Annotated in this window: 17 protein-coding genes; 2 read left to right on the forward strand and 15 right to left on the reverse strand. The window is 61.2% G+C overall.

Features of this window, described 5'->3' with window-relative positions; translation table 11 throughout:
• Positions 1-87: 87 nt before the first annotated feature.
• The 6 genes from HBN54_RS04395 to HBN54_RS04420 form a co-directional block, all read right to left on the reverse strand.
• Positions 88-531: a YDG/SRA domain-containing protein gene (locus HBN54_RS04395; protein WP_168671947.1), complete on the reverse strand. Its 444-nt coding sequence runs from the start codon at positions 529-531 to the stop codon at positions 88-90.
• 16 nt (positions 532-547) lie between these two features.
• Positions 548-1,507, reverse strand: coding sequence for a YDG/SRA domain-containing protein (locus HBN54_RS04400; protein ID WP_210427944.1), 960 nt, complete (start codon positions 1,505-1,507; stop codon positions 548-550).
• 7 nt (positions 1,508-1,514) lie between these two features.
• The gene (locus tag HBN54_RS04405; protein WP_168671948.1) at positions 1,515-2,753 is read right to left on the reverse strand and encodes a M16 family metallopeptidase; all 1,239 of its coding nucleotides are present in this window, start codon (positions 2,751-2,753) and stop codon (positions 1,515-1,517) included.
• Positions 2,754-2,790: 37 nt separating this feature from the next.
• Entirely contained in the window at positions 2,791-3,897 is a 1,107-nt protein-coding gene (locus HBN54_RS04410; RefSeq protein WP_317170166.1) for a glycosyltransferase family 9 protein, read from the reverse strand.
• A gap of 162 nt (positions 3,898-4,059) precedes the next feature.
• Positions 4,060-4,524 (reverse strand): Lrp/AsnC ligand binding domain-containing protein, encoded by a 465-nt coding sequence (locus tag HBN54_RS04415; RefSeq protein ID WP_168671949.1) that lies wholly within the window; start codon positions 4,522-4,524, stop codon positions 4,060-4,062.
• A gap of 407 nt (positions 4,525-4,931) precedes the next feature.
• Positions 4,932-7,154 carry a protein-disulfide reductase DsbD family protein gene (locus tag HBN54_RS04420; protein WP_168671950.1) on the reverse strand — a complete coding sequence of 741 codons (2,223 nt, stop codon included), beginning with the start codon at positions 7,152-7,154 and terminating at the stop codon, positions 4,932-4,934.
• Between the two features lie 266 nt (positions 7,155-7,420).
• Between HBN54_RS04420 and HBN54_RS04425 the strand changes: the two genes are divergently transcribed.
• Positions 7,421-8,755, forward strand: a complete 1,335-nt coding sequence (locus tag HBN54_RS04425; protein WP_168672290.1) for a hemolysin family protein — start codon at positions 7,421-7,423, stop codon at positions 8,753-8,755.
• 65 nt (positions 8,756-8,820) lie between these two features.
• Here the strand turns inward: HBN54_RS04425 and HBN54_RS04430 are convergent, their stop codons facing one another.
• From HBN54_RS04430 to accD, 7 genes are all read right to left on the reverse strand, one after another.
• The gene (locus HBN54_RS04430; RefSeq protein WP_168671951.1) at positions 8,821-9,336 is read right to left on the reverse strand and encodes a gamma carbonic anhydrase family protein; all 516 of its coding nucleotides are present in this window, start codon (positions 9,334-9,336) and stop codon (positions 8,821-8,823) included.
• Between the two features lie 56 nt (positions 9,337-9,392).
• Positions 9,393-10,376, reverse strand: coding sequence for a radical SAM protein (locus HBN54_RS04435; protein WP_168671952.1), 984 nt, complete (start codon positions 10,374-10,376; stop codon positions 9,393-9,395).
• Between the two features lie 108 nt (positions 10,377-10,484).
• Positions 10,485-11,261, reverse strand: coding sequence for an endonuclease III domain-containing protein (locus HBN54_RS04440; protein WP_317170167.1), 777 nt, complete (start codon positions 11,259-11,261; stop codon positions 10,485-10,487).
• A gap of 157 nt (positions 11,262-11,418) precedes the next feature.
• Positions 11,419-12,135, reverse strand: a complete 717-nt coding sequence (locus HBN54_RS04445; RefSeq protein ID WP_210427945.1) for an OmpA family protein — start codon at positions 12,133-12,135, stop codon at positions 11,419-11,421.
• Between the two features lie 220 nt (positions 12,136-12,355).
• Positions 12,356-12,634 (reverse strand): YMGG-like glycine zipper-containing protein, encoded by a 279-nt coding sequence (locus HBN54_RS04450; RefSeq protein WP_210427946.1) that lies wholly within the window; start codon positions 12,632-12,634, stop codon positions 12,356-12,358.
• Between the two features lie 182 nt (positions 12,635-12,816).
• Positions 12,817-13,563 carry an OmpA family protein gene (locus HBN54_RS04455; protein ID WP_168671953.1) on the reverse strand — a complete coding sequence of 249 codons (747 nt, stop codon included), beginning with the start codon at positions 13,561-13,563 and terminating at the stop codon, positions 12,817-12,819.
• Between the two features lie 112 nt (positions 13,564-13,675).
• On the reverse strand, positions 13,676-14,584 hold the full coding sequence (gene accD, locus HBN54_RS04460; protein WP_168671954.1) for an acetyl-CoA carboxylase, carboxyltransferase subunit beta: 909 nt from the start codon (positions 14,582-14,584) through the stop codon (positions 13,676-13,678).
• A gap of 374 nt (positions 14,585-14,958) precedes the next feature.
• Between accD and HBN54_RS04465 the strand changes: the two genes are divergently transcribed.
• Positions 14,959-15,975, forward strand: coding sequence for an OmpA family protein (locus HBN54_RS04465; protein ID WP_317170168.1), 1,017 nt, complete (start codon positions 14,959-14,961; stop codon positions 15,973-15,975).
• 216 nt (positions 15,976-16,191) lie between these two features.
• On the opposite strand, the gene HBN54_RS04470 is transcribed toward HBN54_RS04465, so the two are convergent.
• Together HBN54_RS04470 and HBN54_RS04475 are read right to left on the reverse strand one after the other, a co-directional pair.
• On the reverse strand, positions 16,192-19,005 hold the full coding sequence (locus HBN54_RS04470; RefSeq protein WP_168671955.1) for a TonB-dependent receptor: 2,814 nt from the start codon (positions 19,003-19,005) through the stop codon (positions 16,192-16,194).
• Positions 19,006-19,292: 287 nt separating this feature from the next.
• Positions 19,293-22,064, reverse strand: coding sequence for a TonB-dependent receptor (locus HBN54_RS04475; protein ID WP_168671956.1), 2,772 nt, complete (start codon positions 22,062-22,064; stop codon positions 19,293-19,295).
• Between the last annotated feature and the right edge of the window lie 516 nt (positions 22,065-22,580).

The raw sequence follows: 22,580 nt of genomic DNA on the forward strand, positions 1-22,580 counted from the left end.
CCCGGGGGGGGGTGGTTTGTGGCCCATTTGGCCAACCATGTTCGGCCCATTGCGCCCAAACCTTCCGCGCCCTCTGCGGGCTAAAAATCAAGCAAAATTCCGCAGCCGGAACACGAAAATCTGAAAACCCGATTTCCCCGGCCCAAAGCTGGACCCAATGACCCGATACAACCCTTCGTACCGATAAACATCCAACCCGTACTCGCCCGGCACCTTGCGGAGCACGCGCACGGGCCGGCCGGTTTCCACGCTTTTCAGCAGGGCCAGATTGGTGCCTGTAGCCACCTGGTCCGTCGTCTGCCGGCCGGTTTTGGGGTCGCGCCCGCCGTTGCCGGAGTAGCGGATTTCGGGCTCGCCAAATTCGTCGTCCTCGTACTGGCCGGCCAGCACAATGCTTTCGGCCCCCAGCGCCTGGGTGCCGCACACGCCCGCCCGGCGCGGCCGGTGCACGCCACTAAAAGCCAGCTCGATGCGGTTGCAATAGGTGTCGCCCGGCCGGTAGGTGCCTACATGGCCAAATCGGAACAGCATCCCCCAGCGGCGGCTATTACTTACCACGCGCTTCGGAATTAGGTTGATAGAAATGAGCCCGTTGATAGGCCAGAAACACCGGGTTCAAGAGATGCTTTTTATGCAGCTGCAACGCCCCCGGCAATCCGAGCAGTTGCCCATCATCAGCCACTCCAAAACTACCTAAGTCAAATAATACATGATGGTTAGGACACAGGCAAAGCACGTTTTCCAGAATATCGGGGCCGTGGTGTGGAGCGCCCAATGGTTGAATGTGGGCTGCCTCCGCATATGGGCCGGCGGCCCCTTCCAACCGTGTACTGCACACCTGGCAGCAATAGTCGTGCAGCAGCTTTACCTGGCGCGTCACGGCGGTGTCGCGCACAATGCGCAGGGTGGTAGCCTCGCGGCGCGGTGCCGGGTGATAGCCAGCCGCTGGCTCAGCGGCAGATAAATGACCGGAGTTGGCGTACTCAAACAACTCAGCCTGCCCACCGACTGCCACTGAAGCAGGCGCTGCTTCCGCTTCGATAGCGGCCTCGTTTTCAGTCAGCAGCTCTAATCGGAAACGCCAAACCCGGAATCCGGCCCGGCCCGGCGCAGCCCAATGGCGCACTACCCGGTACAGGCCGCCATAGCGGTAGAAGCTGGTGCTGCCAGTCGTCACTTTACGCGTCACACGTAAGGGCAGGCCCAGTTGCTCGTTGCGCACCAGTTCCAGGTTTGCGCCGGTCAGGGTCTGGTCGGCTACCTGCTGGTTGGTTTCGGCGCTCCGCCCGCCCCGGCCGGTATAGATGATGATGCTGCCAAAATCCTCGTCGTCCTCGTAGCCACCAGATAGCACGATGGACTCCGCAGCCCCACCCTGCCGGGCACTGATGCCCGCCTGCGTTTGGCGATGCACACCCGCCCCCCACAGTTCCAACCGATTGGCGAACTCGTGGCCGGGTGCGATGCCCGCAATTGGGCCAAAAACAGGAGGCGACGACTTTGGCAAAGCGCGGCTATTTCCCTTCCGGCACGTATTGCAGCACGCTCAGGTGCTCCTCCGTCAGCACTTCATTGGCCATTTCCTGCAGTTCAGCGGCTGAAATCTGCTCGATTTTACCGAAAATCTCGCTCAGTGGCTCTACGCGGCCCAGGTCCAGCGTGCTTTTGCCGAGGAGCTGCATCAGGCCGCCGTTGCTTTCCTCGCTCATGGCGAGCTGGCCCATCAGCTGGTGCTTGGCGATGTGCAGCTGGTTGGTGGTCAGCGCTTTTTCGCGCAATAGCTTCAGCTCCTTCTGCACCAGACCTAGGGTGCGCTTCACCTGCTTGCCCTCGGTGCCGAAGTAGATACCAAACAGGCCGGTATCGGTGTAGGGCGAATACGTGCTGTCGATGGTGTACACGAGGCCGTATTTCTCGCGCACGGCCAGGTTGAGGCGCGAGTTCATGCCCGGTCCGCCGAGGATGTTGTTCAGCATGAAAAACGGGATGCGGCGGGCGTCGTTCAGCGAGTAAGCCGGGCCGCCCAGCAGGCAGTGCGCCTGCGAGATGGGCCGGGTCTCGGTCTGCGTCTTGCGTTCGTAGCTGCCCACGGGGCGGCGGGTGCGCGGGCCCAGCCGGGCTGGCAGCGGGGCCAGAAATTTATCGGCCAGCTTTTTCACCGCCTCAAACGGCAGGTTGCTCACCGAGCTGAATACCAGCCGGTCGGTGCGCAGCTGCTCCTGCAAAAAGGCGTAGAAATCGGCCGTCTGGAAGCGGCTCACGCTCTCGCGGGTGCCCAGAATGTTCACGCCCAGCGGGTGGTCACCGAACACGACGGTATCAAAATCATCGATGATGGCATCTTCCGGGGCATCCTGGTACATGCTCATTTCCTCCAGAATCACGCCCCGCTCCTTCTCCACCTCGCGGCCCGGAAAGATGGAATTGAACGTGAGGTCGGTCAGCAGCTCAAACGCCCGCTCGAAGTGCGTGCTGAGCAGCGCGGCGTAGAAGCAGATTTTCTCTTTGGTGGTGTAGGCGTTCAGCTCGCCGCCCACGGTTTCGAGGCGGTTAAGGATGTGGAACGACTTGCGCTTTTCGGTGCCCTTAAAGGCCATGTGCTCCCAAAAGTGGGCCAGGCCCTGCTGGTGCGGGGCCTCATCGCGCGAGCCGATATCGAGCAAAAACCCGCAATGCGCTATTTTAGTGTGCAGTACCTGCTTGTGTAAGAGGCGGATACCGTTAGGATATTCGTGAATGTGATAATCGAGCATAAGTAAAGCAAAGGTACGGCTGGGCAGTCTCGCAAGCTCAGGATGACAGCCGACTTTCGGATGATATAACCGGCAACGTAGCCAGTAGTTGCCCCACCTCAATGCCGTAGGCGCAGCGAAAGTGCCCCAGCGGACAGGCCGCATGCCCGTGCAGCCCGCACGGCCGGCAGGCCAGCGCCTCTTTGGTTTCCACCACGAACGAAACCGGACTCAGCGGCCCGAACCCGAAGGCGGGCACGGTGCTGCAAAAAACGGCTGTCACGGGTGCCCCCACGGCCGAGCACAGGTGCATTGGGGCCGAGTCGTTCACGTAGTTCATCACCGCCCCGCGCATGAGGGCGGCCGAGGCGAGCAGGCCGATTTTGCCGGCAATGCTGGTCACGTTGGCGCGGCCACTGGCGGCGGCCAGGCGCTCGCAGGCGGCCACGTCGGGCGGGCCGCCCAGCAGGTACACCCGCACGTTTTGGGGCAGGGCGGCCAGCAGCTCCAGCCACTTCTCCTCGGGGTATTGCTTGGTGAACCACACCGACGTCGGGGCCAGGCAGATATAGGGGCCGGCCGTTGCATAGGGCGCTACCGCCGCTTCATCAGCGGCTGAGGGATAGAGCCGGGGCGGGTAGAGAGTTAAAAGTGAAGAGTTAGAAGTTAAAACCTCTGCGGATTTACCGGCTACTTTTTCGCTTTTAATTTTTAACTCTTCACTTTTAACTATAACTAACCGCAGGTTGCGCGTCACCTCATGCGTACCGTCGCCAATCTGGTGGGGCACGCGGCGCGTGAAAAACCGGCTCAATGGGTTTTTGGCGAAACCGATGCGCTCCCTCGCCTTCGAAAACGCCGTGAGGAAGCCCGTGCTGGCAAAGCGCTGCAGGGTCACGACGCGGCCATACCGCGCCGCCCTAATCTGGCCCAGCAAGTCCCACAGCGCGGCGTATTTGCGGTGTTTCTTATCCCAAATCAGTACGTTGCGAACGTGCGGGTGGCCGGCCAGCAGGCCTTCGTTGCCGCGGCGCACCAGCACATCGACGGGCGTGGCGGGCTCGGACTGGTGCAGGTATTCCAGCAGCGCCGTCATCAAAATAACGTCGCCGATGAAGGCGGTTTGAATGAGTAGCGTGGCGGGCGGGGCAGGAGTCGTGGGCACGGCACAAAATTACAGCGGCGTGGGCACGTCGCGCGCTTGTGGCGGCAAGCTGCACGCAGGCAGGTATTAAAAAGCAGATATGCGGCACTGACCAAGGCTATTCAAGCTTGGCCAATGCCGCATATCCTGGCAGCTGCTGCTGCTCAATCTCAGCCGGTGCAGCTATGTCAGCTGCGTGGGCCGATTCACTACTTCTTCCAGCGAAATAAGGGTTTCGGTGCGCTCAATGCCGTCAATCGGCTGAATGCGGTCGTGGAGAACATCGCGCAGATGCTGGGTATCGCGGCATACCAAACGGGCGAATACCCCATATGCGCCAGTGGTGAAGTGAATGCTCACAACCTCCGGTATTTCACGGAGCTGCTGCACCACGCTGGTATACACCGAGCTTTTGAGCAGATAAATACCCAGAAAGGCGCTCACGCCATAGCCAAGCTTTTGGTAATCAATGCGCAGGGTCGCGCCCTGCACGATGCCGAGCTCTTCCAGCCGGGCCATTCGCACGTGGACCGTGCCGCCCGAAACATTGACTTTGCGGGCAATTTCGGTGTACGGCATTTTGGCATCCTGAATCAATAAGTTCAGGATGTTGCGGTCGGTATCATCAAGTTCGTAATTTCTGGCCATTTTTTGCGGAAAGGAGTTGGAGAGAGTGTTGAATTAAACGCTTAAAATTAAATTTATTGCAAAGCTCGGGTTAGATGAAAGAATTATTTGCATCATCTAACCATACATCTTACATTTGTCATAATCCTAGGCAGAAGGCCACGGTGCTAAATAAGAACCTACTAGTGCTTGAAACAAGGCTGATACCTCGGCCGTGCGATTCGCTAAGTTCTTCATAAAAGGAAACTTCCTTTTGTTATGGCCGTGGTTGGATACGGAGGAGAAGAGGGGAAAACGGGGCTGCGCATCTGGGTGGGTGCGCACCTCACACTTGTAAGAGGCGGCCTCTGGGTGGGGGCCGCCTCTTCGTGCTTTAACTCGTTTGGGGATTTTGTGTGCTACCGCCACGGAATTGCTCAACTGATTTTTTAGCGGGCCGCTACCGGGGCCCGCTGCGTGCGGTACTGCTTCGAGCCGGCTTGCAGGAAGGCGCTGAATTGCGCCACGTCGGGCTCATAGGCAATAGGCGTTACCAGGGGCTGGCTGGTTGCATCGTCGGCATCCAGAATCACATAGTACGGCTGGGCATTGATGCCGTAGCGCGTTATCTGGAGGTCGGCGTTTTGCTTGCCGAGCGTGGTTTTGATTTGGTTATCGTGGGTGGAGGTGTACCACTCCTTCTGGGGCAGCTCGGTTTTATCGTCCACGTACAGCGCCACTACCACGTAATCGTTGCGGAGCTGGGTGAGCACCTGCGGGTCGCTCCACACCGTAGCTTCCATCTTGCGGCAGTTCACGCAGGCATGGCCGGTGAAATCGATAAAAATGGGCTTGTGCTGCAACCGGGCCACGCGCTTGGCCTGCTCTAGGTCGAAGTAGCCGTCGAGGTTATGGGGCAGCTCCAGGAATTCGCCGAAGCGGGGCGTCTCGCGGGCGGCGGCCCCGGTGGTGCTGGTTGCCACGGCGGGCGCGGCCCCACCCTCGGCCGTGGCCAGCGAGAAGTCGTGCTTGCTCTGGGGCGGCAGGTAGCCGGCCAGCAGCGGCAGCGGCGCGCCAAACAGGCCCGGCACCAGGTACACGGTGAAGGCGAAGGCCAGCACGGCCATCAGCAGGCGGCCCACGCTGAGGTGGTCGAGGGGCGAGTCGTGCGAGAGGCGGAACTTGCCCAGCAGGTAAAAGCCCAGCAGCGCCGAAAGCACAATCCAGAGCACGATGTACACGTCGCGGTTGAGCAGGTGCCAGTGGTAGGCCAGGTCGGCGGTGCTCAGAAATTTGAGGGCCAGCATCAGCTCAATGAAGCCCAGCACCACCTTCACCGTGTTCAGCCAGCCGCCGGAACGGGGCAGGCTTTTCAGCCACGAAGGGAAAATGGCAAACAGCGTGAACGGTAGCGCAAACGCCAGCGAAAAGCCCAGCATGCCCACAATGGGCGTGATGCGCTCGCCGCGCGCGGCCATGCTCAGAATGCTGCCCACAATGGGCGCGGTGCACGAAAACGACACCACCACCAGCGTAAGGGCCATGAAGAAGATGCCGGCCCAGCCGCCTTTATCGGCCTGCGCGTCCACCGAATTCACAATCTGGTGGGGTAGCGTAATTTCAAACAAGCCCAGAAACGACAGGCCGAACACGACGAAGACGACGAAAAATATCAGGTTCGGAATCCAGTGCGTGGCAATGAGGTTGGGGCCGTCTTCGCCCAGCAGCACCGACACCAGCACGCCCATCAGCACATAAATGCCGATGATGCTGGCCCCGTACACCAGCGCCTTGAAAATGCCGCGCTGGCGGCTGTCGTTGCCGCTGGTGAAAAGTGAAACTGTCATTGGCACCATCGGGAACACGCAGGGCGTGACCAGCGCGGCCAGGCCAAAGGTGAAGGCCAGCAGCGCGAAGGCCCACAGGCCGCCGGCTTTGTTCACGGGGTCGGCGGCGAGGGCTACGCTGGCCACGGCGGGCGCGGGCGCGACGGCCGTGGCTTCGGGGGTGGCGCTGGTGGCTGGGGCGGGCACAACTGCTGCAGTGGCTGCCTGGGCAGCCGTATCACCGGCCGGGGCGGTCGCCTGCACAGCGGCGGGGGCGGCGGCAGTTGGGGCAGCCGCTACCGCCGCTGTGGTAGGCGTGGCGGCGGGCGGCACGGCCCCGGTGGCTTTGACCGGAGCGGCCGCGCCGGTGGCCGTCAGCGGGCCGAATTTCAGGGTTTCGCTGCCGGGCACGCATTTGCCGTCCACGGTAGTGCAGCTTTGGTAGTCGGCATCGGCCGCGATGGTGAGCGCGCCGGGCTGCAGGATTTTGATGCGCTGGCGCATCTGGCCGGTTTTTTCCCAGAAGGCGACTTCGCCCTTGAAAATCTCGTCCTGCTCGTGGTGCGACTTGATGGCCTGGAGCTTGCCCACCAGCGCATAGGCCGGGCTGGGCTTGAACTTGAGCGTGAATACCACGGGACCTACCTCATCGCTGAAGTCGGAGGCATAGAGGTGCCACTTGTCGTCGATGCGGGCGTTGATAATTAATTCGACCTCCTCGCCCACTTTGGCGGTGGGCTTGCTCAGGGCGGTACTCAGGTGGGTAGGCGTGAGAATCTGAGCGGCGGCGGGGCCCATCAGGGCCAGCCAAAACAGCGCTGCAGTTAATATCCGAAAATTCTTCATTGTATTTGAATGACGCGTTGTGATTGGCCACGCCTGGCTTCTTCCTAACCGGCAAAGGGCCGCTCTCGTTGCAATTACCCCGGTTGGAGGCCATGGGTAGTCGCTTCACCCGGCTATAGCTTACACCTACTTCAGAGCACAAAATTAAGCCTCGTTGAATGACAAACCGATGAGTTAAAAGTTCAGCAAGCCAACCACCTGCGCCAAACTGCGTACTTTTGGCCTACAAAGGCTTCCAGACCGACCGCGTCGCGGGGGCCGCAGACATGGGTTTACAAATACTTTTGACCGTTTTCCTCGTTTTGGTGAACGGATTTTTCGTGGCCGCCGAATTCTCGCTGATTCGCGTGCGCCTCTCGCAGCTGGAAATTAAAACCAAGGAGGGCAGCCGGTTGGCCGGCCTGGCGCTGGGCGTGCTGCACAAGCTCTACGACTACCTGTCGGCCACGCAATTGGGCGTCACCATTGCCTCGCTGCTACTGGGTGCGGTGGGCGAAGAGCTGTTCACGGAAATTTTTCTGGGCTTCCTGCCGCGGCTGGGCCTGCCTATTTCGCCCATCACGGCGCACAGCCTGGCCGTGGGCATGGGGCTGATTGTCCTCACGTTCATGCACGTGCTCTTTGGCGAGCTGTTTCCGAAGGCGCTGGCCATTCAGCGGCCCGAGGCGGTGAGCCTGGCCCTGGTGCTGCCGCTGCGCGGCTTCTACTACATCACGCGGCCCCTCACTTGGTTCCTCTCCAAGGCCAGCAACCTGCTGCTGGGCGCGGTGGGCATTCAGAACGTGCACGGCACGGAGGCGCACACGTCCGACGAGCTCCGCCTGCTCATCGACCAGAGCAAGGAAACCGGCGAAATTCAGGATTCCGAGCACGAGCTGCTGGAAAACGTGTTCCAGTTCAACGACCGCATGGTGAAGCAGATTATGGTGCCCCGCACCAAGCTCTCGGCGCTGGATGTGAACGCGCCCGTCGACCAGATTCTGGACCTCATCTTTGCCGAAGGCTTTTCGCGCATGCCGGTGTTCGAGGGCAATATTGACAACATAGTGGGCGTGCTCAACGTGAAGGACTTGCTGCCCATCATCCGGCGCGGCGAGGCCGTGGATTTGGCCCGCATCATGCGCCCACCCTACTTCGTGCCCGAAACCAAGAAAATCAACCGCCTGCTGCGCCAGTTTCAGCGCAAGCACATTGTGATGGCCGTGGTGAGCGACGAGTTCGGCGGCGTGTCGGGCATTGTCACCATCGAGGACATTATGGAAGAGCTGGTGGGCGAAATCCAGGACGAGTACGACAACGAAGTGCCCGTAGTGGAGAAAGTGGCCGAAGACGAATACCGCGTGAACCCCGCCACCCCCATCTCCGACGCCAACGAGTACCTCCCCTTCCCCCTGCCCGAGGGCGAAGACTACGAAACCGTGGGCGGCCTGCTCAACGTCATCTACGGCAGCATCCCGGAAGTGGGCGACGTGGCCGTGCTCGACCCCTACGAGTTCCGCGTGCTGCAACGCTCGCGCCGCGCCGTGGAGCTGGTGCAACTCCGCGTGACCACCCACGCCGAGCGCGAGGCCCCGCGCGGCGAGTTAAGCGACGAGGTGTAAAGGGAATGAAGAATTAAGAATGGCCCTCCTGACGATGCAGGAGGGCCATTCTTAATTCTTCATTTTTAATTGTCCAACCAGCTGGCATAGGTCTGGTAATTAGCAGCCGTGCGCTTCAGCCCCTCGCGCTGCTTCTCCGTCACGGGCTTAATCTTTTTGGCGGGCACTCCCGCGTATAGAAAGCCCGGCTCGCATACGAAATTTTCGAGCACCACGGCCCCGGCCGCGACGATGCAGCCGGTGCCCACCACGGCATGGTCCATCACGATGGCTCCCATGCCGATGAGCACGTCGTCCTCCACGGTGCAGCCGTGCACCATCGCCCGATGCCCGATACTGACGCGGCTGCCGATGCTGAGCGGAGCTTGCTGGTAGGTGCAGTGCAGCACCGCCCCATCCTGGATATTGGTTTCGTCGCCGATGCGGATGCTGTGCACGTCGCCGCGAATAACGGCCGTGAACCAGACGGTACATTTTGAGCCAAGGACGACATCGCCGATGATGGTGGCGTTATCGGCAACGAAGCAGTCGGCGGGAATGGTGGGCGAGATGCCGTGAACGGGGAGAATTAGAGCGGGCATGAGTTGTGAGGTAAGCTTTAGCTTGCCGTATCGGCAATGAGACGGCAAGCTAAAGCTTACCTCACAAGTAGCCGCTTCCAGGTGCCTTTCTCCCAATTATACTTCAGCGTACTCGGCAGCGCCTGCCAGAAATACTTACTGGTTTCGACCGCGAAGCTGGGCTGCATGTAGCAGTTGATGGTACAGCCCTCACAGGCGGGCAGGCGGCCTTCCAGGGCGGCCAAGCGTTGAGTTTCGGGGGCGTTGTAGAGGTCGAACAGCTTGCCGTCGATGGGGAATTTCTGCTCGCCGAGGTGGTAGCAGGGCAGCACCAGCTCGTTGCTGGGCGAAATGACCAGCGTGGTGCTGGCGGCCCGGCACACGGGCGCGGCAATGTGATTGCCGCCATCGCGCCGCAGCTCGATAAACGCTTCGTTCAGGTACACGCCCTTGCGCTTGCCGAAAGCGGAGAGGTAGTCCAGCTCCTCGGGCGTAAGCTGCTCGCCGGTTTCCACATCGCCGTATTCGAAGGCGGGATTGAGGATGAGCACGAGGCCATTGGGCTGGGTAATGTCGCGGTACACGGCCTCCAAATCCGCCAGGTTTTTGCGGAATACGGTGAAGAGAATATCCGGCCGCTCGCCCAGCTCCTTGGCTACGCGAATGCTTTCGAGCACGAAATCGTAGCAAGCCACGCCCCGGCCCAGGTCGTGGGTATCACGGTCGGCCGAGTCGAGCGAGAAATGCAGCATATCGACCTTACCGCGCAGCTTTTCGGCGTTTTTGGGGTAAAGCAGGCCGTTGGTAGTCACAGTGGTGATGAAGCCCAGCTCCCGCGCCAGCCCCAGAAACTCGGGCAGCTGGCGGTGCAGCAGCGGCTCGCCGCCCGTGAAGTCAATCACCGAAACGCCCAGCCGCTTGAGGTCGCGCAGGTTGCGGTCCACGTCCTCCAGGGTGATGTAGGGCGAGGGCTTCTCCCAGATATCGCAAAACGCGCACTTCGCATTGCAGCGGTAAGTGACGTAGTAGTTGCAAAGGACGGGGTGCTTGACGAGACGCATGGTGTAAAGGTACGCTTGCGCAGTAGCGCGAACTTTGTAGTTCGCGTCCCCGCGCATTATCGGAATCATCCTTACGGCGCGGGGACGCGAACTACAAAGTTCGCGCTACTAATGCGGCAGCTTGCCCCAGGCGGCGGGGTCCCACTTATCGGGCGTGGCCGCCAGCGCCTCGGCCGTAGCCGGACCGAAATGCTCCTGGTAGTAGGTACAGAACCCTTTTAGTGGGCAGCGGGCACAATTCGGCTTCAGGAAAAAGCAAATCTGCTGCCCGTGCCAGTAGTTGTGCTTGTGGAAGTTGAACAACGTTTCGGCATCGGCCGGGAGCAGGGCCAGCAGCACGCTGTGCGCCTTTTCTACCGACACCTTGGCGCCCAAAAACCCCACCCGCTGCGCTACCCGGTGCACGTGCGTATCGACGGGCAGCACCGGCTTATGATAATTGAACAGCAGCAGCAGCGAAGCCGTTTTCAGGCCGATACCGGGCATGTCCGTGAGCCAGGCCATGCCGCGTTCCGTGGGCCAGTCGGCCAGAAAGTCCAGGTCGAACGGCCCGCCCGTTTCGGCCCGAATGCGGCGCAGGATTTCCTGAATGCGCGGGGCCTGCGTATCGGGCCAGCGCGTGGTTCGAATGGCGTGGGCCAGGTCGGCCGTGGGGGCGGCCTCCACCCCGGCCCAGTCGCCGAAAGCTTCCAGCATGCGGTCGTAGGCCAACTCTTCATCGGCGTGAGTGGTGCGGTGCGAGAGTACGGTGGAGATGAGCTCGCGCATGGGCGTGCGGCGCGGCTCGGGCGGCAGGTGGCCGTAGACATGGTCGAGAATCTGGTGGTCAGCCAGGGCTTTCTCGGCCGGCGAAGAAGTCAGAACCGCGGATTTATCGGATGGCACGGATTGGTCGGATTTCGTGGACGATTTCCATCAAACGCAAAAAAGCCGCCCGGGTAGGCGGCTTTTTTTTCAATCTCACTACGGTTCGGCTTACACTTTCAGTCGGCTACAAAATCCGACCAATCCGTGCCTTCCGATAAATCTGCGGTTCTGACAATTACAATTGGCCTTTTTTGGCGGCCTTCTGCATCTTGTCGTTGGCGAAGATGGCTACTTCTACGCGACGGTTGGCCGATTTGCCGGCGGCGGTAGCATTGTCGCCCACGGGCTGGGTCGAGCCGTAGCCGGTGGCCGTGATACGGCCCGAGTCTACGCCCTGGCCCTGAATCTCGTTCGACACGGCCTGGGCCCGACGCTCCGAGAGGGGCTGGTTGATGGCATCCGAACCCGAGCTATCGGTGTGGCCTTCCACTACCACGCTGGTATCAGCATACTTCTTGAGGGTGGCGGCCAGTTGGTCAATGTTGCCGGCAGCTTCCGGAGTCAGGTTCGACGAGTTGGTACCGAACAGGATGCCCGAAGCAAAGGTGATTTTGATGCCTTCGCCCACGCGCTCTACGGTTGCGCCTTCGAGGTCGCGGCGCAGCTCGGCGGCAGCCTTATCCATCTTGCGGCCGATGAGGGCGCCCGCCGTACCACCTACTACAGCCCCGATGATGGCCCCTTTGGCCGTGCCCGACTTACCGCCAATCAGGCGGCCTGCCACGCCACCAGCTACGGCACCACCCAGGCCGCCAATGAGGCCGCCTTTGAGGGTTTTGCTCATGCCCTTCGGCTTGGCAGTCGAAACGGTAGAGGTCTGGGCTTGCGCAAAATTGTTTACCAGCAGCAGCAGGGCGAACAGAAACGCAATGGATGAACGAAGAAATTTCATGTTAAAAAAAGGGTTTGGATAAAAAATACCAGCAAAAAATCGCGGTGTGCGAATAGGCCGGCAAGTACGCCATTTGCAACCACCTTGCCAAACTCCTCGGGGCCAGCGCGCCTTTTGGCCTGCCCAACACATTAGCCGGCTCGTTCAACCACAAAAAAGGCCCTGCCGGGTGGCAGGGCCTATTATCAGCGCGATAGCCTATCGGCGTATAGCGGCTGAATTACTTCTTTTTATGGTAAGCGTTGTAGCGGGCCGGGTCTTTTTTCTTGTCTTTGTTGCGGCCAATCAGGCCGCCGCCAATCACGCCGGCTGCCCCGCCAATCAGGGCCCCTTTGCCGCCGCCAATCACGGCACCCGTCACGGCACCCGCACCGCCGCCAATGGCCGCGCCTTTGGCCTTATTACTCCAGCCTTTTTTGGGCGTCTGAGCCTGCACACTAGTGCCGGCCAGCACGAAAAGCATCAAAAACAAAGCGAATATTACACGCAGGGATTTCATAATTCAGGAGGTTTAAGTTGATGGGAGGTTTTACGGGATTTCAACGCATACCAGGCGGGCAGGGTTGCTGAAGAAAATGCGTCTATTTGGGTGACCAGGACTACTGCATTCACAAAAAAAGGCCGCCCCGGGGGAGCGACCTTTTTTTGCATACCGGGCAGCAGTGGCCCGACGAATGCTGCTTACAAACGACCTTGCTCGGCCGCTTTCTTCATCTTTTCGTTGGCGTAGATGGCGATTTCTACGCGACGGTTGGCCTGCTTGCCCTCGGCCGTGGTGTTGTCGCCCACGGGCTGAGTCGAGCCGTAGCCCTGGGTGGTGATGCGGCTCGACGAAACGCCTTTGGCGATGGTGGAGTTGGCCACGGCTTGGGCCCGGCGCTCCGACAGGGGCTGGTTGATAGCATCCGAACCCGAGTTATCGGTGTGGCCTTCCACCAGCACGTTGGTGTCGGGGTATTTCTGGAGAATGGCAGCCATCTTGGTGATGTCCGATTCCGAAGCCGAACGCAACGTAGCCGAGTTGGTATCGAAGAGGATGCCCGAGTCGAAGGTGATTTTGATGCCTTCGCCTACGCGCTCAACCTTGGCGTTCTGCATGTCTTTTTGCAGGTCTTCGGCCTGCTTATCCATTTTGCGACCAATGATGGCACCCGTGGTACCACCCGCAGCAGCACCTACAATGGCCCCGATAGCCGTGCCCTTGCCACCGCCCAGCAAGCCACCAACTACGCCACCAAGAATAGCACCACCACCAGCGCCCAACAGGCCACCCTTAGCGGTTTTGCTCATGCCGGTTTTGCGGGCACCGGTACCGTTGTTAGTCGAAAGGTCGGGCTGCGTGGAGCTGGCTTGCTGCGAAGTGGCGCAGGAGCTAAACAGCAGCACGAAAGCCATCAGAACAGAAAGAAGGGATTTGGAGGTGTTCATGTGAAAATGAGGGGTTGGTGAAGTTGTATTCGGCCCTTATACGGAAAAACCCGTCCCGGGGCCGGAAACGGATTTTTCAAGAAGTGTGCCGAAAACGAAAAAGGCGTTTTTTTTATTGCTGATGGGCTTTGGTGGCGGCGCGGCGCGGCGCGGGGGTGCTAGCGGCGGCGGCCGGCGCGGGCTGCAGCATGCCCAGCAGGTCGGCCAGGCGCTGCTTCAGCTCGCGGCGGTCCACGATGAAGTCGAGGAAGCCGTGCTCCAGCACGAACTCGGCGCTCTGGAAGCCCTTGGGCAGGTCCTTGCCGATGGTTTCCTTGATGACGCGCGGGCCGGCAAAGCCGATGAGCGCGCCGGGCTCGGCAATGTTAAAATCGCCCAGCATGGCAAACGAGGCCGTGACGCCGCCCGTGGTGGGGTCGGTGAGCAAGCTCACGTAGGGCACGCCGGCTTCGGAGAGCAGCGCCAGCTTAGCCGACGTTTTGGCCATTTGCATGAGCGAGTAGCCGGCCTCCATCATGCGGGCCCCGCCGGAGCGCGAAATCATCAGGAACGGCGTGCGGCTTTGGCGGGCATAGTCAATGGCGCGGGCAATTTTCTCGCCTACCACCGAGCCCATCGAGCCGCCGATGAACTTGAAATCCATGGCCGCCACCACCAGCGGCTGGCCGGCGCTCAGGCCGTGGGCGGTGCGCACGGCATCTTTCAGGCCGGTGTTGCGCTCGGTGGCCTCCACGCGCTGCGGGTAGGCTTTGGTATCCACGAAGTGCAGCGGGTCGCCGGAGGTGAGGTTGGCATCGAGCTCCGTGAATTCGCCCTGGTCGAAGAGGAATTCGAAGTAGTCGATGGCATCGATGCGGCCGTGGTGGCTGCAATTGCCGCACACATGCAGCAGGCGCTTGTGCTCGGCCATGGTGGCCACGGTTTTGCACTCGGGGCACTTGTACCAGAGGCCGTCGGGAGTCTCTTTTTTCTGGTCGGTGGGGGTCACAATGCCCTTTTCTACGCGCTTGAACCAGGCCATATTTCGTTTAACTAGCAGCTGCCAGCACGGGGCTGTCAGCTTGAATTTTTAGATGGAAAAGCCGCCAGCTTCGGGCGTGCAGCGGCAAATTACAGGGCGCCAAAGATAAGCCATAACTATTGCCATCTTTCGCAAAATCCTTGGTGGCAGCGGGCTGGCGTGGTTTGGCGCGGGCACGGCCGCTGCTTTGGAGCGGCACCAAGCCCCAAACGGGGCGGGAATGGGCTTCGTTCGCGGTGTTTCCGGCATCGATTCCAAAACCTGTTCGGAAGGGCATTTTACTAGGCCGGGCGCGGGTTAAGCGCTACCTTGCCGGGCCAACGCGGCCGGGCAGTCCGGCCGCCGATGGCCCGGCGCTGCGCCTTTTTATTCCCGTGAAAACCTTCTCCCCTGCCCTGCTGGGTCTTTGCCTGCTGGCCGCCCCGGTGCTGAACAGCTGCGTGACGGCCAAGAAATACGACGACCTCAGTGCCCGCCAGCGGGCCGATGCCGATGGCAAAGCGGCCGCTGAGCGGCAGTACCGCGGCGCTACCGCCGAGCTGCAAAAGGCAAGCGACGAGCTGGCCCAGCTGCGCCTCACCCAAAAGCGCCTCGTAACGGACTCGGCCGAAACCGGCAATGCTTATCGCAAAACCCGCAGCCTCTACAATGAGCTGAACGGCAGCTATGAAAAGTTGCTCAAAAACAGCAACCGCGAGCTGGCTAACAAATCATCGGACTACAACAAGGTAGCTCAGGACCTGGCCCGCCGCGAAGCCGAGCTAGGCTCCCTGGAAACCACGCTGCAGAAAAGCAAAGCCGATAACGACCGCCTCGCCGTCGACCTCAAAACCCGCGAGGCCCGCCTCACCGAGCTCACCAAAGCCCTGGCCGAGAAGGACAAAGCCGTGGACGACCTGAAGGCCCGCGTGAGCAAGGCCCTGCTCAGCTTCAATAGCAGCGACCTGCAGGTGAAGCTGAAGGACGGCAAGGTGTACGTGTCACTGTCGGAGCAGCTGCTGTTCAAATCGGGCTCAACCAAAGTAGACCCCAAAGGCCAGGAGGCGCTGAAAAACCTGGCCACCGTGCTCCAGGAGCAGAAAGACGTGAACGTGGTGGTGGAAGGCCACACCGATAACGTGCCCATCCGGTCGGGCACAGCCGGCATGACCGACAACTGGGACCTGAGCGCCCTGCGCGCCACCGAAATCGCGCGCCTGCTTACCACGGCCGGCGTGGCCCCGGAGCGCGTCACGGCCTCGGGCCGAGGCCAGTACGTGCCCGTGGCACCCAACGACTCGCCCCAAAACAAGGCCATGAACCGCCGCACTGAGATTATCCTCACGCCCAAGCTCAGCGAACTGTTTAAGATTCTGGACAGCAACTCGGCTACGCCGGCCACGGGCAAGTAGCCCACGCCGCGCAAACATAACGACCAAAAAGGCCCGCTCGGCCTTTTTGGTCGTTGCTCCGGTCTGACCGCCCTAGGCGGTCTGACCGGTTATCGTCAGGGCGGAATCGTGCTCACTTCAACCGGTCAGACCGCCTAGGGCGGTCAGACCGGAGCAACGACTGCGCTGAAGCGGAGCGGGCCTTTTTTTGATTATAAATTCCGCTGAGCTCCCCAGCTAGAAAGCCACGTTGACGCGGCCGAAGTAGAACGCGCCCTGGAAGCCGAACTGGCTGGCGTTGTACACGAAGCGGCCCCGGTTGGTGTTATCGAGCGAAGAATTGTAGCTCTGGGCCGGGTCGACGGAGAAGTTGTTGGGGTCGTTGCGGGGGTTCTGGATGATGCGGTCGGGGTACACGTCGAACAGGTTATTGATGCCCACGGCTACGCCCACCTGCTTGATGACCTGCACGTTGAGTGTGAGGTCGGTAATCCACTTGGCCGCGTATGTCTGGTCGAGAAACGAGCGGGCCGGGTCGGCGTCCTTGGTCTGCACCTCGCCGAAGCGCACGCTGCGGGCTTCAAGGCCGAAGATGCCGTAGGTGTAGTTGGCCGAGAGCAGGATTTTGCTGCGCGGGTTGCCGTTTTCGAGGCGGGCACGCTGCTGGCGGTCAAACAGCGTGTTCTGGAGGTTGCTGGTGCCCACGGTCGCATCGTTGTTGATGGTCGTAGACGTGCTGTTGAAGCTGCGCACGGTGGTTTCGTTGAAGTTGGCGGCAGCCGTGAGGCCCAGGCGGCTTTTATCGCCCAGCGGGAGGCGGCTGTTGGCCACAATGTCGATACCCTGTGTGCGGGTGTTCACGGCATTGGCAAAAAACTGCACCCGGCTCACCGGCTGCGTGCCCAGAATGGTGTTCACGATGGTATTGGTGCGGGTGAAGGCCGACGAGAGCACAATGCGGTCGTCGATGTCAATCTGGTAGGCGTCCACGGTCAGGGTCACTACCTGGGCCACGCGGCCGGTCAGGCCCAAGCTGTAGTTGCGCGAGTTTTCCTGCTTTAGCGGAGCCACGCCAAAACCTTGCTGGCCGGTGCCGCCCACCGTATAGCTGTTGCGCACAATGGGATTTTCGTTGTTCACGGTCAGAATCTGGTTGGGCACGCCGCTGATAAACTGCGTGCTCACGTTGGTGAAGTAGCGCTGCTGCAGCGAAGGCGCCCGGAAGCCGTTGCCCAGTGAGCCGCGCAGGGCCAAGCCGTCGATGATGCTGAAGCGGGCGGCCAGCTGACCGCTGGCGCTGCTGCCGAAATCGGAGTAGCGCTCCACGCGGCCGGCGGCGTGCACCAGCAGCTTCTCGGTGAGGTCGCTTTCCAAATCGAGAAAGCCGGCCAGGTTATTGCGCGACTTATTCACCTCATCCGTCGGCTGGTAGCCCGGAAATACCTGCGAGCCCGAGGCCGTGGGTGCAGTGCCAATCAGGCGGCCGCCGTTGATATAGGAGTTGGGCTCACCGGCCGAAATCTTGAAATTATCGACCCGAAACTCGCCGCCCACGGCCACGTTCAGGGTAGCCAGCGGGCCCAGGTCGGCAAACTTGCGGGTCAGGGTCAGGTTCGACGTATTCTGGGTGAATTTGAGCGTACCGGCGTAGAATTCAGTCTGGTTGCGAATGCCCGCGCCCTGCGGCAGCGAGGCGTTCACCGAGTTGCTGATATCGTAGCGCACCTCGTTGCTGCCGTAGGTATTGCTTAGGTCGAAGCCGAAGCCGCCGATGGTTTTGCGCAGGCCTACTATGGTCGACACATCGTTGATTTTCGTATTGATGAAGGGAAGAAAGCCGTTCGGAAAGATGGTGAGGTCGCTCTGGGTGGGCTGGTTGGGCAGGCGGGCAAAGCCGGCCGACTTCCCCGTGCGGTGCGTGTAGCCAGCCATGGCGTAGGCCTCGATGCCGCCCCCAAGGCGGTAGCCGGCGTTCAGGAAGCCTCCCACATTGCGGGTGTCGGCGCTGCCAATGCGCAGGTTGTTGCGGTCGTAGCCATTCTTGGCCACCAGGGCATCGTCCTGCGCTTTCAGGTCGCGGCGGGCCTGCTCGGTGGTGGCGCTGCTGGGGTACTGGCCCGAGTTGGCCCCCAGGTAGATAAGCGGCGCCGTATCGGGCAGGCCGCGGTTGAAGTAGCTGTGGTTCTGGTACTGGCCGCTGAGGTCGAGGTAGCCGCGCCCGCCCAGCCCGATGCCGATGTTGGTATCGACCTGAAACACGCCGCCATCGCTCTTGGTGGTATGGCCCACGGTGCTGCTGGCCGTTACGCCGGTGGTGTCGTCCTTCAGCTGCAGGTTAATCACGCCGGCAATGGCGTCGGAGCCGTAGAGGGCGGCCGCGCCGTCGCGCAACACCTCAATACGCTTGAGGCTGGCGGTCGGAATCACGTTCAAGTCGGTGCCCACCGCGCCCCGGCCCACCGTGCCGTTGATGTTCACGAGGGCCGAGTTGTGGAAGCGCTTGCCGTTCACGAGCACCAGCACCTGGTCGGGGCCAAGGCCGCGCAGGCTGGCCGGGTCAATGTGGTCGGTGCCGTCGGAAATGGTCTGGCGCGTGCTCTGGAACGAGGGCGCGGCGTAGGCCAGCACCTGGGCCACGTCGGTTTGGGCGAAGGCCTTGATTTCGCGGGCCGAAATCACGTCTACTGGGGCCGTGGTGAGGATGTTGGAGCGGCCTTCGGTGGCGCGCGAGCCCGTTACTACCACCTCGTTCAGGTCCTGGGCGGTGGCGGCCAGCCGCACGTCGAGGCGGCTGCGGCCGTTGAGGGGAATCTGCTGGGTGGCGAAGCCAATGGCCTGCACCGTGATGGTAGCCCCCGGGTTTACCGAGAGCGAAAACTCGCCGTTGGCCCCCGTGCTGGTGCCGTTGCTGGTGCCGCGCTCCAGCACCGTAGAGCCGGGCAGGCCCTCACCAGACGCTCCCACCACCCGGCCCGTCACCGTCACTTTCTGCGCCTGGGCCGCAGCCCCGGTAAGCAGTATCAGCAAAATCAGAAGTAGAAGATTTTTCATACAACAACGTTTTTTGGTGAAAAACAGGAGAGAATCGGGGCAGTCATTACTGCTCATTCGCTTCAGCAGCCCATTGGCTAGGCTTGGAGTATAAAAAGCATACATGCAGTAATATGCTGAAACATACAACAAAAATGTTACATAATATATATTTTAACTGCAAATATTGATTTGTTGATTGTTCAGCTTACTGCTCATCTCAGCGCCTGAATATTCTCAGGCCCATCGGCAACAAAAAAGCCAGCCCCGGATGCGGAGCTGGCTTTTCGGCAAGGAATCAGGCGGGATTACAGCGTGAAATTCACGCGGCCAAAGTAGTACGCGCCGCTGAAGCCAAACTGGTTGGAGCCGTAGGGGAAACGGCCCCGGTTGGTGCCGTCCAGCGTGGTGTAGGTCAGGCTCTGCTCGTTATTGTTGGGGTCCTGGTAGAGGCGGTCGGGGTACACGTTGAACAGGTTGTTCACGCCTACGCTCAGGCCGATGTTCTTGATAACCTGGGCGCTGATGGTGAGGTCGGTCACCCACTTGGCCGAGAAAGTCTGGTCGATGTAGGAGCGGGTAGGGTCGGCGTCCTTGGTCTGCACCTCGCCGAAGCGCACGGTGCGCAGGTTCAGGCCGAAGATTTTGTAACCATAGTCGGCGCTCAGGTTGATTTTGCTGCGGGGCTGGCCGTTTTCGAGGCGGGCACGCTGGGCGCGGTCAAACAGCGTGTTCTGCAGGCTGGGGTTGTTGTCGATGGTGGCGGAGCTGTTGAAGCTGCGCACCGTGGTTTCGTTGAAGTTGGCGGCAGCAGTCAGGGTCAGGCGGCTGTCGGGGCCTAAGGTCAGGCGCTCGTTGGCCACAATGTCGATGCCCTGCGTGCGGGTGTTCACGGCGTTGGCGAAGAACTGCACGCCCTGCACCGGGTTCTGGCCGGGGCGCGGGTTGGCCGTGAGAATGGCCGCCACCGCCGGGTTGCCGCGGCTGAACTGCGAGCTGAGCACGATGCGGTCGCGGATGTCAATCTGGTAGGCGTCCACCGTCAGGGTGATGGTTTTAAAGAGGCGCGCCGTGAGGCCCAGGCTGTAGTTAGTCGACTTTTCCTGCTTCAGCGAGCCAATGCCGAAGGCTTTGGTGATGGCGTCGTCGTTGTTGGTAGTCAGCACTTCGCGCAGCTCGCCACTGGTAAACTGCGTGCTGGAGTTGGTGAAGTAGCGCTGCTGGAGCGAGGGGGCCCGGAAGCCGTTGCTGAGCGCCCCGCGCAGCGCCAGGCCATCGAGAATGCTGTAGCGGGCAGCCACTTTGCCGCTCACATTGGAGCCAAAATCGGAGTAGCGCTCGGCGCGGCCGGCCACGTCCACCAGCAGCTTATCGGTGAGGTCACTTTCCAGGTCGATATAGCCCGACACGTTGTTGCGGCTCTGGTTCAGGGCATCGGAAGGGCGGTAGCCCGCAAAACCCTGCGAGCCAGCGGCGGCGGGGCTGCCGTTCACCTTGCGGTCGCCGAGAATGTATGAGCCTACATCACCGGCATTAATCTGGAAATTATCAACCCGAAACTCGCCGCCAAACGCCACGTTCAATGTGGCCAGCGGGCCCACTTCACTGAACTTGCGGGTGAAGCCCAGGTTGGTGGTGTTCTGCTGGAAAGCCAGCTCGCCAGCGTAGAAGCTGGTGGGGCTGGTGCCCACCGGCAGCGAGGCGTTGAGGGTGTTGCTGATGTTGTATTTCAGCGCGTTGCGGCCGTAGGTATTGCTTAAATCGGCCGCGAAGCCGAATACCTTGCCGCGCAGGCCCACAATGGCGGAGCCGTCGTTCACGGTGCTGTTGATGAAGGGCAGGAAGCCGTTGGGGTAAATGCTGGCATCGGTCTGCGTGACAGCCGTGGGCAGGCGGTAGAGCGCGCCTGACGAGCCCGTGCGGCGCGTGAGGCCGCCCGAGAAATACGCTTCGAGGCCGATGCTGGGGGCCAGCGTGTAGGCCGCGTTCACGAAGCTGCCGTAGGTGCGGGTATCGGCGCCGCCCACCCGGATGTCGCGGCGGTTGAAGCCATTCTGGGCCACCAAGGCATTATCGCGGGTTTTCAGGTCGAGCTTCTGCTGGTCGGTGAGGCCGGCGGGGTAGTTGCCGCCGCTGGTGCCCAGGTAGATGAGCGGGGCCGTATCGAGCCCGCTGCGGTCCACGTAGCTGCGGTTCGAGAACTGGCCGCTCACGTCCACGAAGCCCCGGTGGCCGAGGCCGAAGCCCAGGTTGGCATCGGCCTGAAACAGCTGGCCGTCGCTCTTGGTAGTCTGGCCGGCGGTGCTGCTCACGCTGATGCCGGTGGTGTCGTCCTTCAGCTGAATGTTGATGACGCCGGCAATGGCATCGGAGCCGTACTGAGCCGCCGCACCGTCGCGCAGCACCTCAATCCGCTTGATGGCGGCCGGCGGAATCACGTTCATGTCGGTGCCCACCGAGCCGCGCCCGGGCGTGCCGTTGATATTGACGAGGGCCGAGGTGTGGCGGCGCTTGCCGTTCACGAGCACCAGCACCTGGTCGGGCCCCAGGCCGCGCAGGGTGGCGGGGTCCACGAAATCGGTGCCGTCGGTCACGGTCTGGCGCGTGCTCTGGAACGAGGGCGCGATGTAGGTCAGAATCTGGGTGATGTCGGTCTGGGCGTACGCCTTGATTTCGCGGGCCGAAATCACGTCCACCGGCGAGGTGGTGAGGATGTTGGAGCGGCCTTCGGTGGCCCGCGAGCCGGTGACTACCACTTCGTTCAGCTCGGTCTGGTTGGCGGCGAGACGAATTTCGAGGGTTACGCGGCCGTTCAGCGGCACGGTTTGGGTGAGCGAGCCCACGGCAGAAAACACGAGCGTGGCCGTGCCGGGCACGTTGTTGAGTGAGAAACGGCCGTCGCCGTCGGTGCTGGTGCCATTGGTGGTGCCTTGCTGGAGCACGGTCACGCCGGGCTGGGTCTGGCCGGTGGCGTCGAGCACGCGGCCGGTTACGGTGAGGTTCTGAGCCCAGGTGGCGGCGGTGGTCAGCCACAAAAGCAGCGCCACCAGCCCGATGCGGGTAGTTGTGGAGTGTATCATCAGTAAAAAAAGAGAGGGAAATAAAACGGGTTTCCGGCGGCCGCCGCAGCGGTTTTGGGAGCCAGACAAACCCAGGAAAAAGAAAAGCCACGGCGGCTAACGGCCGGAACTGCCCACACGGCAGCCCCAACGTCAGAACGCGCTTGTTAACACCACTAAATAATTATGTCCCAGAAACACCCCAAGGGCTACTGCATGCCCCGCTGGCGGCGCGGCCAGTGGCACGCCTAGGCAGGGTTCCGCACTTTTTTGGTCTGGCATTCAGCCGGGCAAGGCTATCAGCCTATGCCTGCCGGCTAATGCCCTATCCTAACAACAACAGCAACAGCACCCTACCACGGCCGCGCCCAAGGGCATCGACACGCTGGCAAAGTTGGAGGGAAAGCTGGTGGGAGCCAGCCGATTTCCCATAAAGGAGGCGGCGGCGAGGAATTGTATCACGGGGCAAAAATAAAATCAGGACGACCGGGCCACGGCTGCGGCCGGAATCGAGTGGGTATAAGCGGCAGGCGCGTC

Source organism: Hymenobacter artigasi, assembly GCF_012275535.1.
In the GTDB taxonomy this organism is placed as follows: Bacteria; Bacteroidota; Bacteroidia; order Cytophagales; family Hymenobacteraceae; genus Hymenobacter; species Hymenobacter artigasi.

Excerpts from the sequence above, each read along its gene's own strand:
- HBN54_RS04430 (WP_168671951.1), bottom strand. The coding sequence starts at position 9,336 with ATGCCCGCTCTAATTCTCCCCGTTCACGGCATCTCGCCCACCATTCCC.
- HBN54_RS04455 (WP_168671953.1), bottom strand. The coding sequence starts at position 13,563 with ATGAACACCTCCAAATCCCTTCTTTCTGTTCTGATGGCTTTCGTGCTG.
- HBN54_RS04395 (WP_168671947.1), bottom strand. The coding sequence starts at position 531 with ATGCTGTTCCGATTTGGCCATGTAGGCACCTACCGGCCGGGCGACACC.
- HBN54_RS04425 (WP_168672290.1), top strand. The coding sequence starts at position 7,421 with ATGGGTTTACAAATACTTTTGACCGTTTTCCTCGTTTTGGTGAACGGA.
- accD (WP_168671954.1), bottom strand. The coding sequence starts at position 14,584 with ATGGCCTGGTTCAAGCGCGTAGAAAAGGGCATTGTGACCCCCACCGAC.
- HBN54_RS04470 (WP_168671955.1), bottom strand. The coding sequence starts at position 19,005 with ATGAAAAATCTTCTACTTCTGATTTTGCTGATACTGCTTACCGGGGCT.
- HBN54_RS04420 (WP_168671950.1), bottom strand. The coding sequence starts at position 7,154 with ATGAAGAATTTTCGGATATTAACTGCAGCGCTGTTTTGGCTGGCCCTG.
- HBN54_RS04405 (WP_168671948.1), bottom strand. The coding sequence starts at position 2,753 with ATGCTCGATTATCACATTCACGAATATCCTAACGGTATCCGCCTCTTA.
- HBN54_RS04415 (WP_168671949.1), bottom strand. The coding sequence starts at position 4,524 with ATGGCCAGAAATTACGAACTTGATGATACCGACCGCAACATCCTGAAC.
- HBN54_RS04450 (WP_210427946.1), bottom strand. The coding sequence starts at position 12,634 with ATGAAATCCCTGCGTGTAATATTCGCTTTGTTTTTGATGCTTTTCGTG.
- HBN54_RS04445 (WP_210427945.1), bottom strand. The coding sequence starts at position 12,135 with ATGAAATTTCTTCGTTCATCCATTGCGTTTCTGTTCGCCCTGCTGCTG.
- HBN54_RS04475 (WP_168671956.1), bottom strand. The coding sequence starts at position 22,064 with ATGATACACTCCACAACTACCCGCATCGGGCTGGTGGCGCTGCTTTTG.
- HBN54_RS04435 (WP_168671952.1), bottom strand. The coding sequence starts at position 10,376 with ATGCGTCTCGTCAAGCACCCCGTCCTTTGCAACTACTACGTCACTTAC.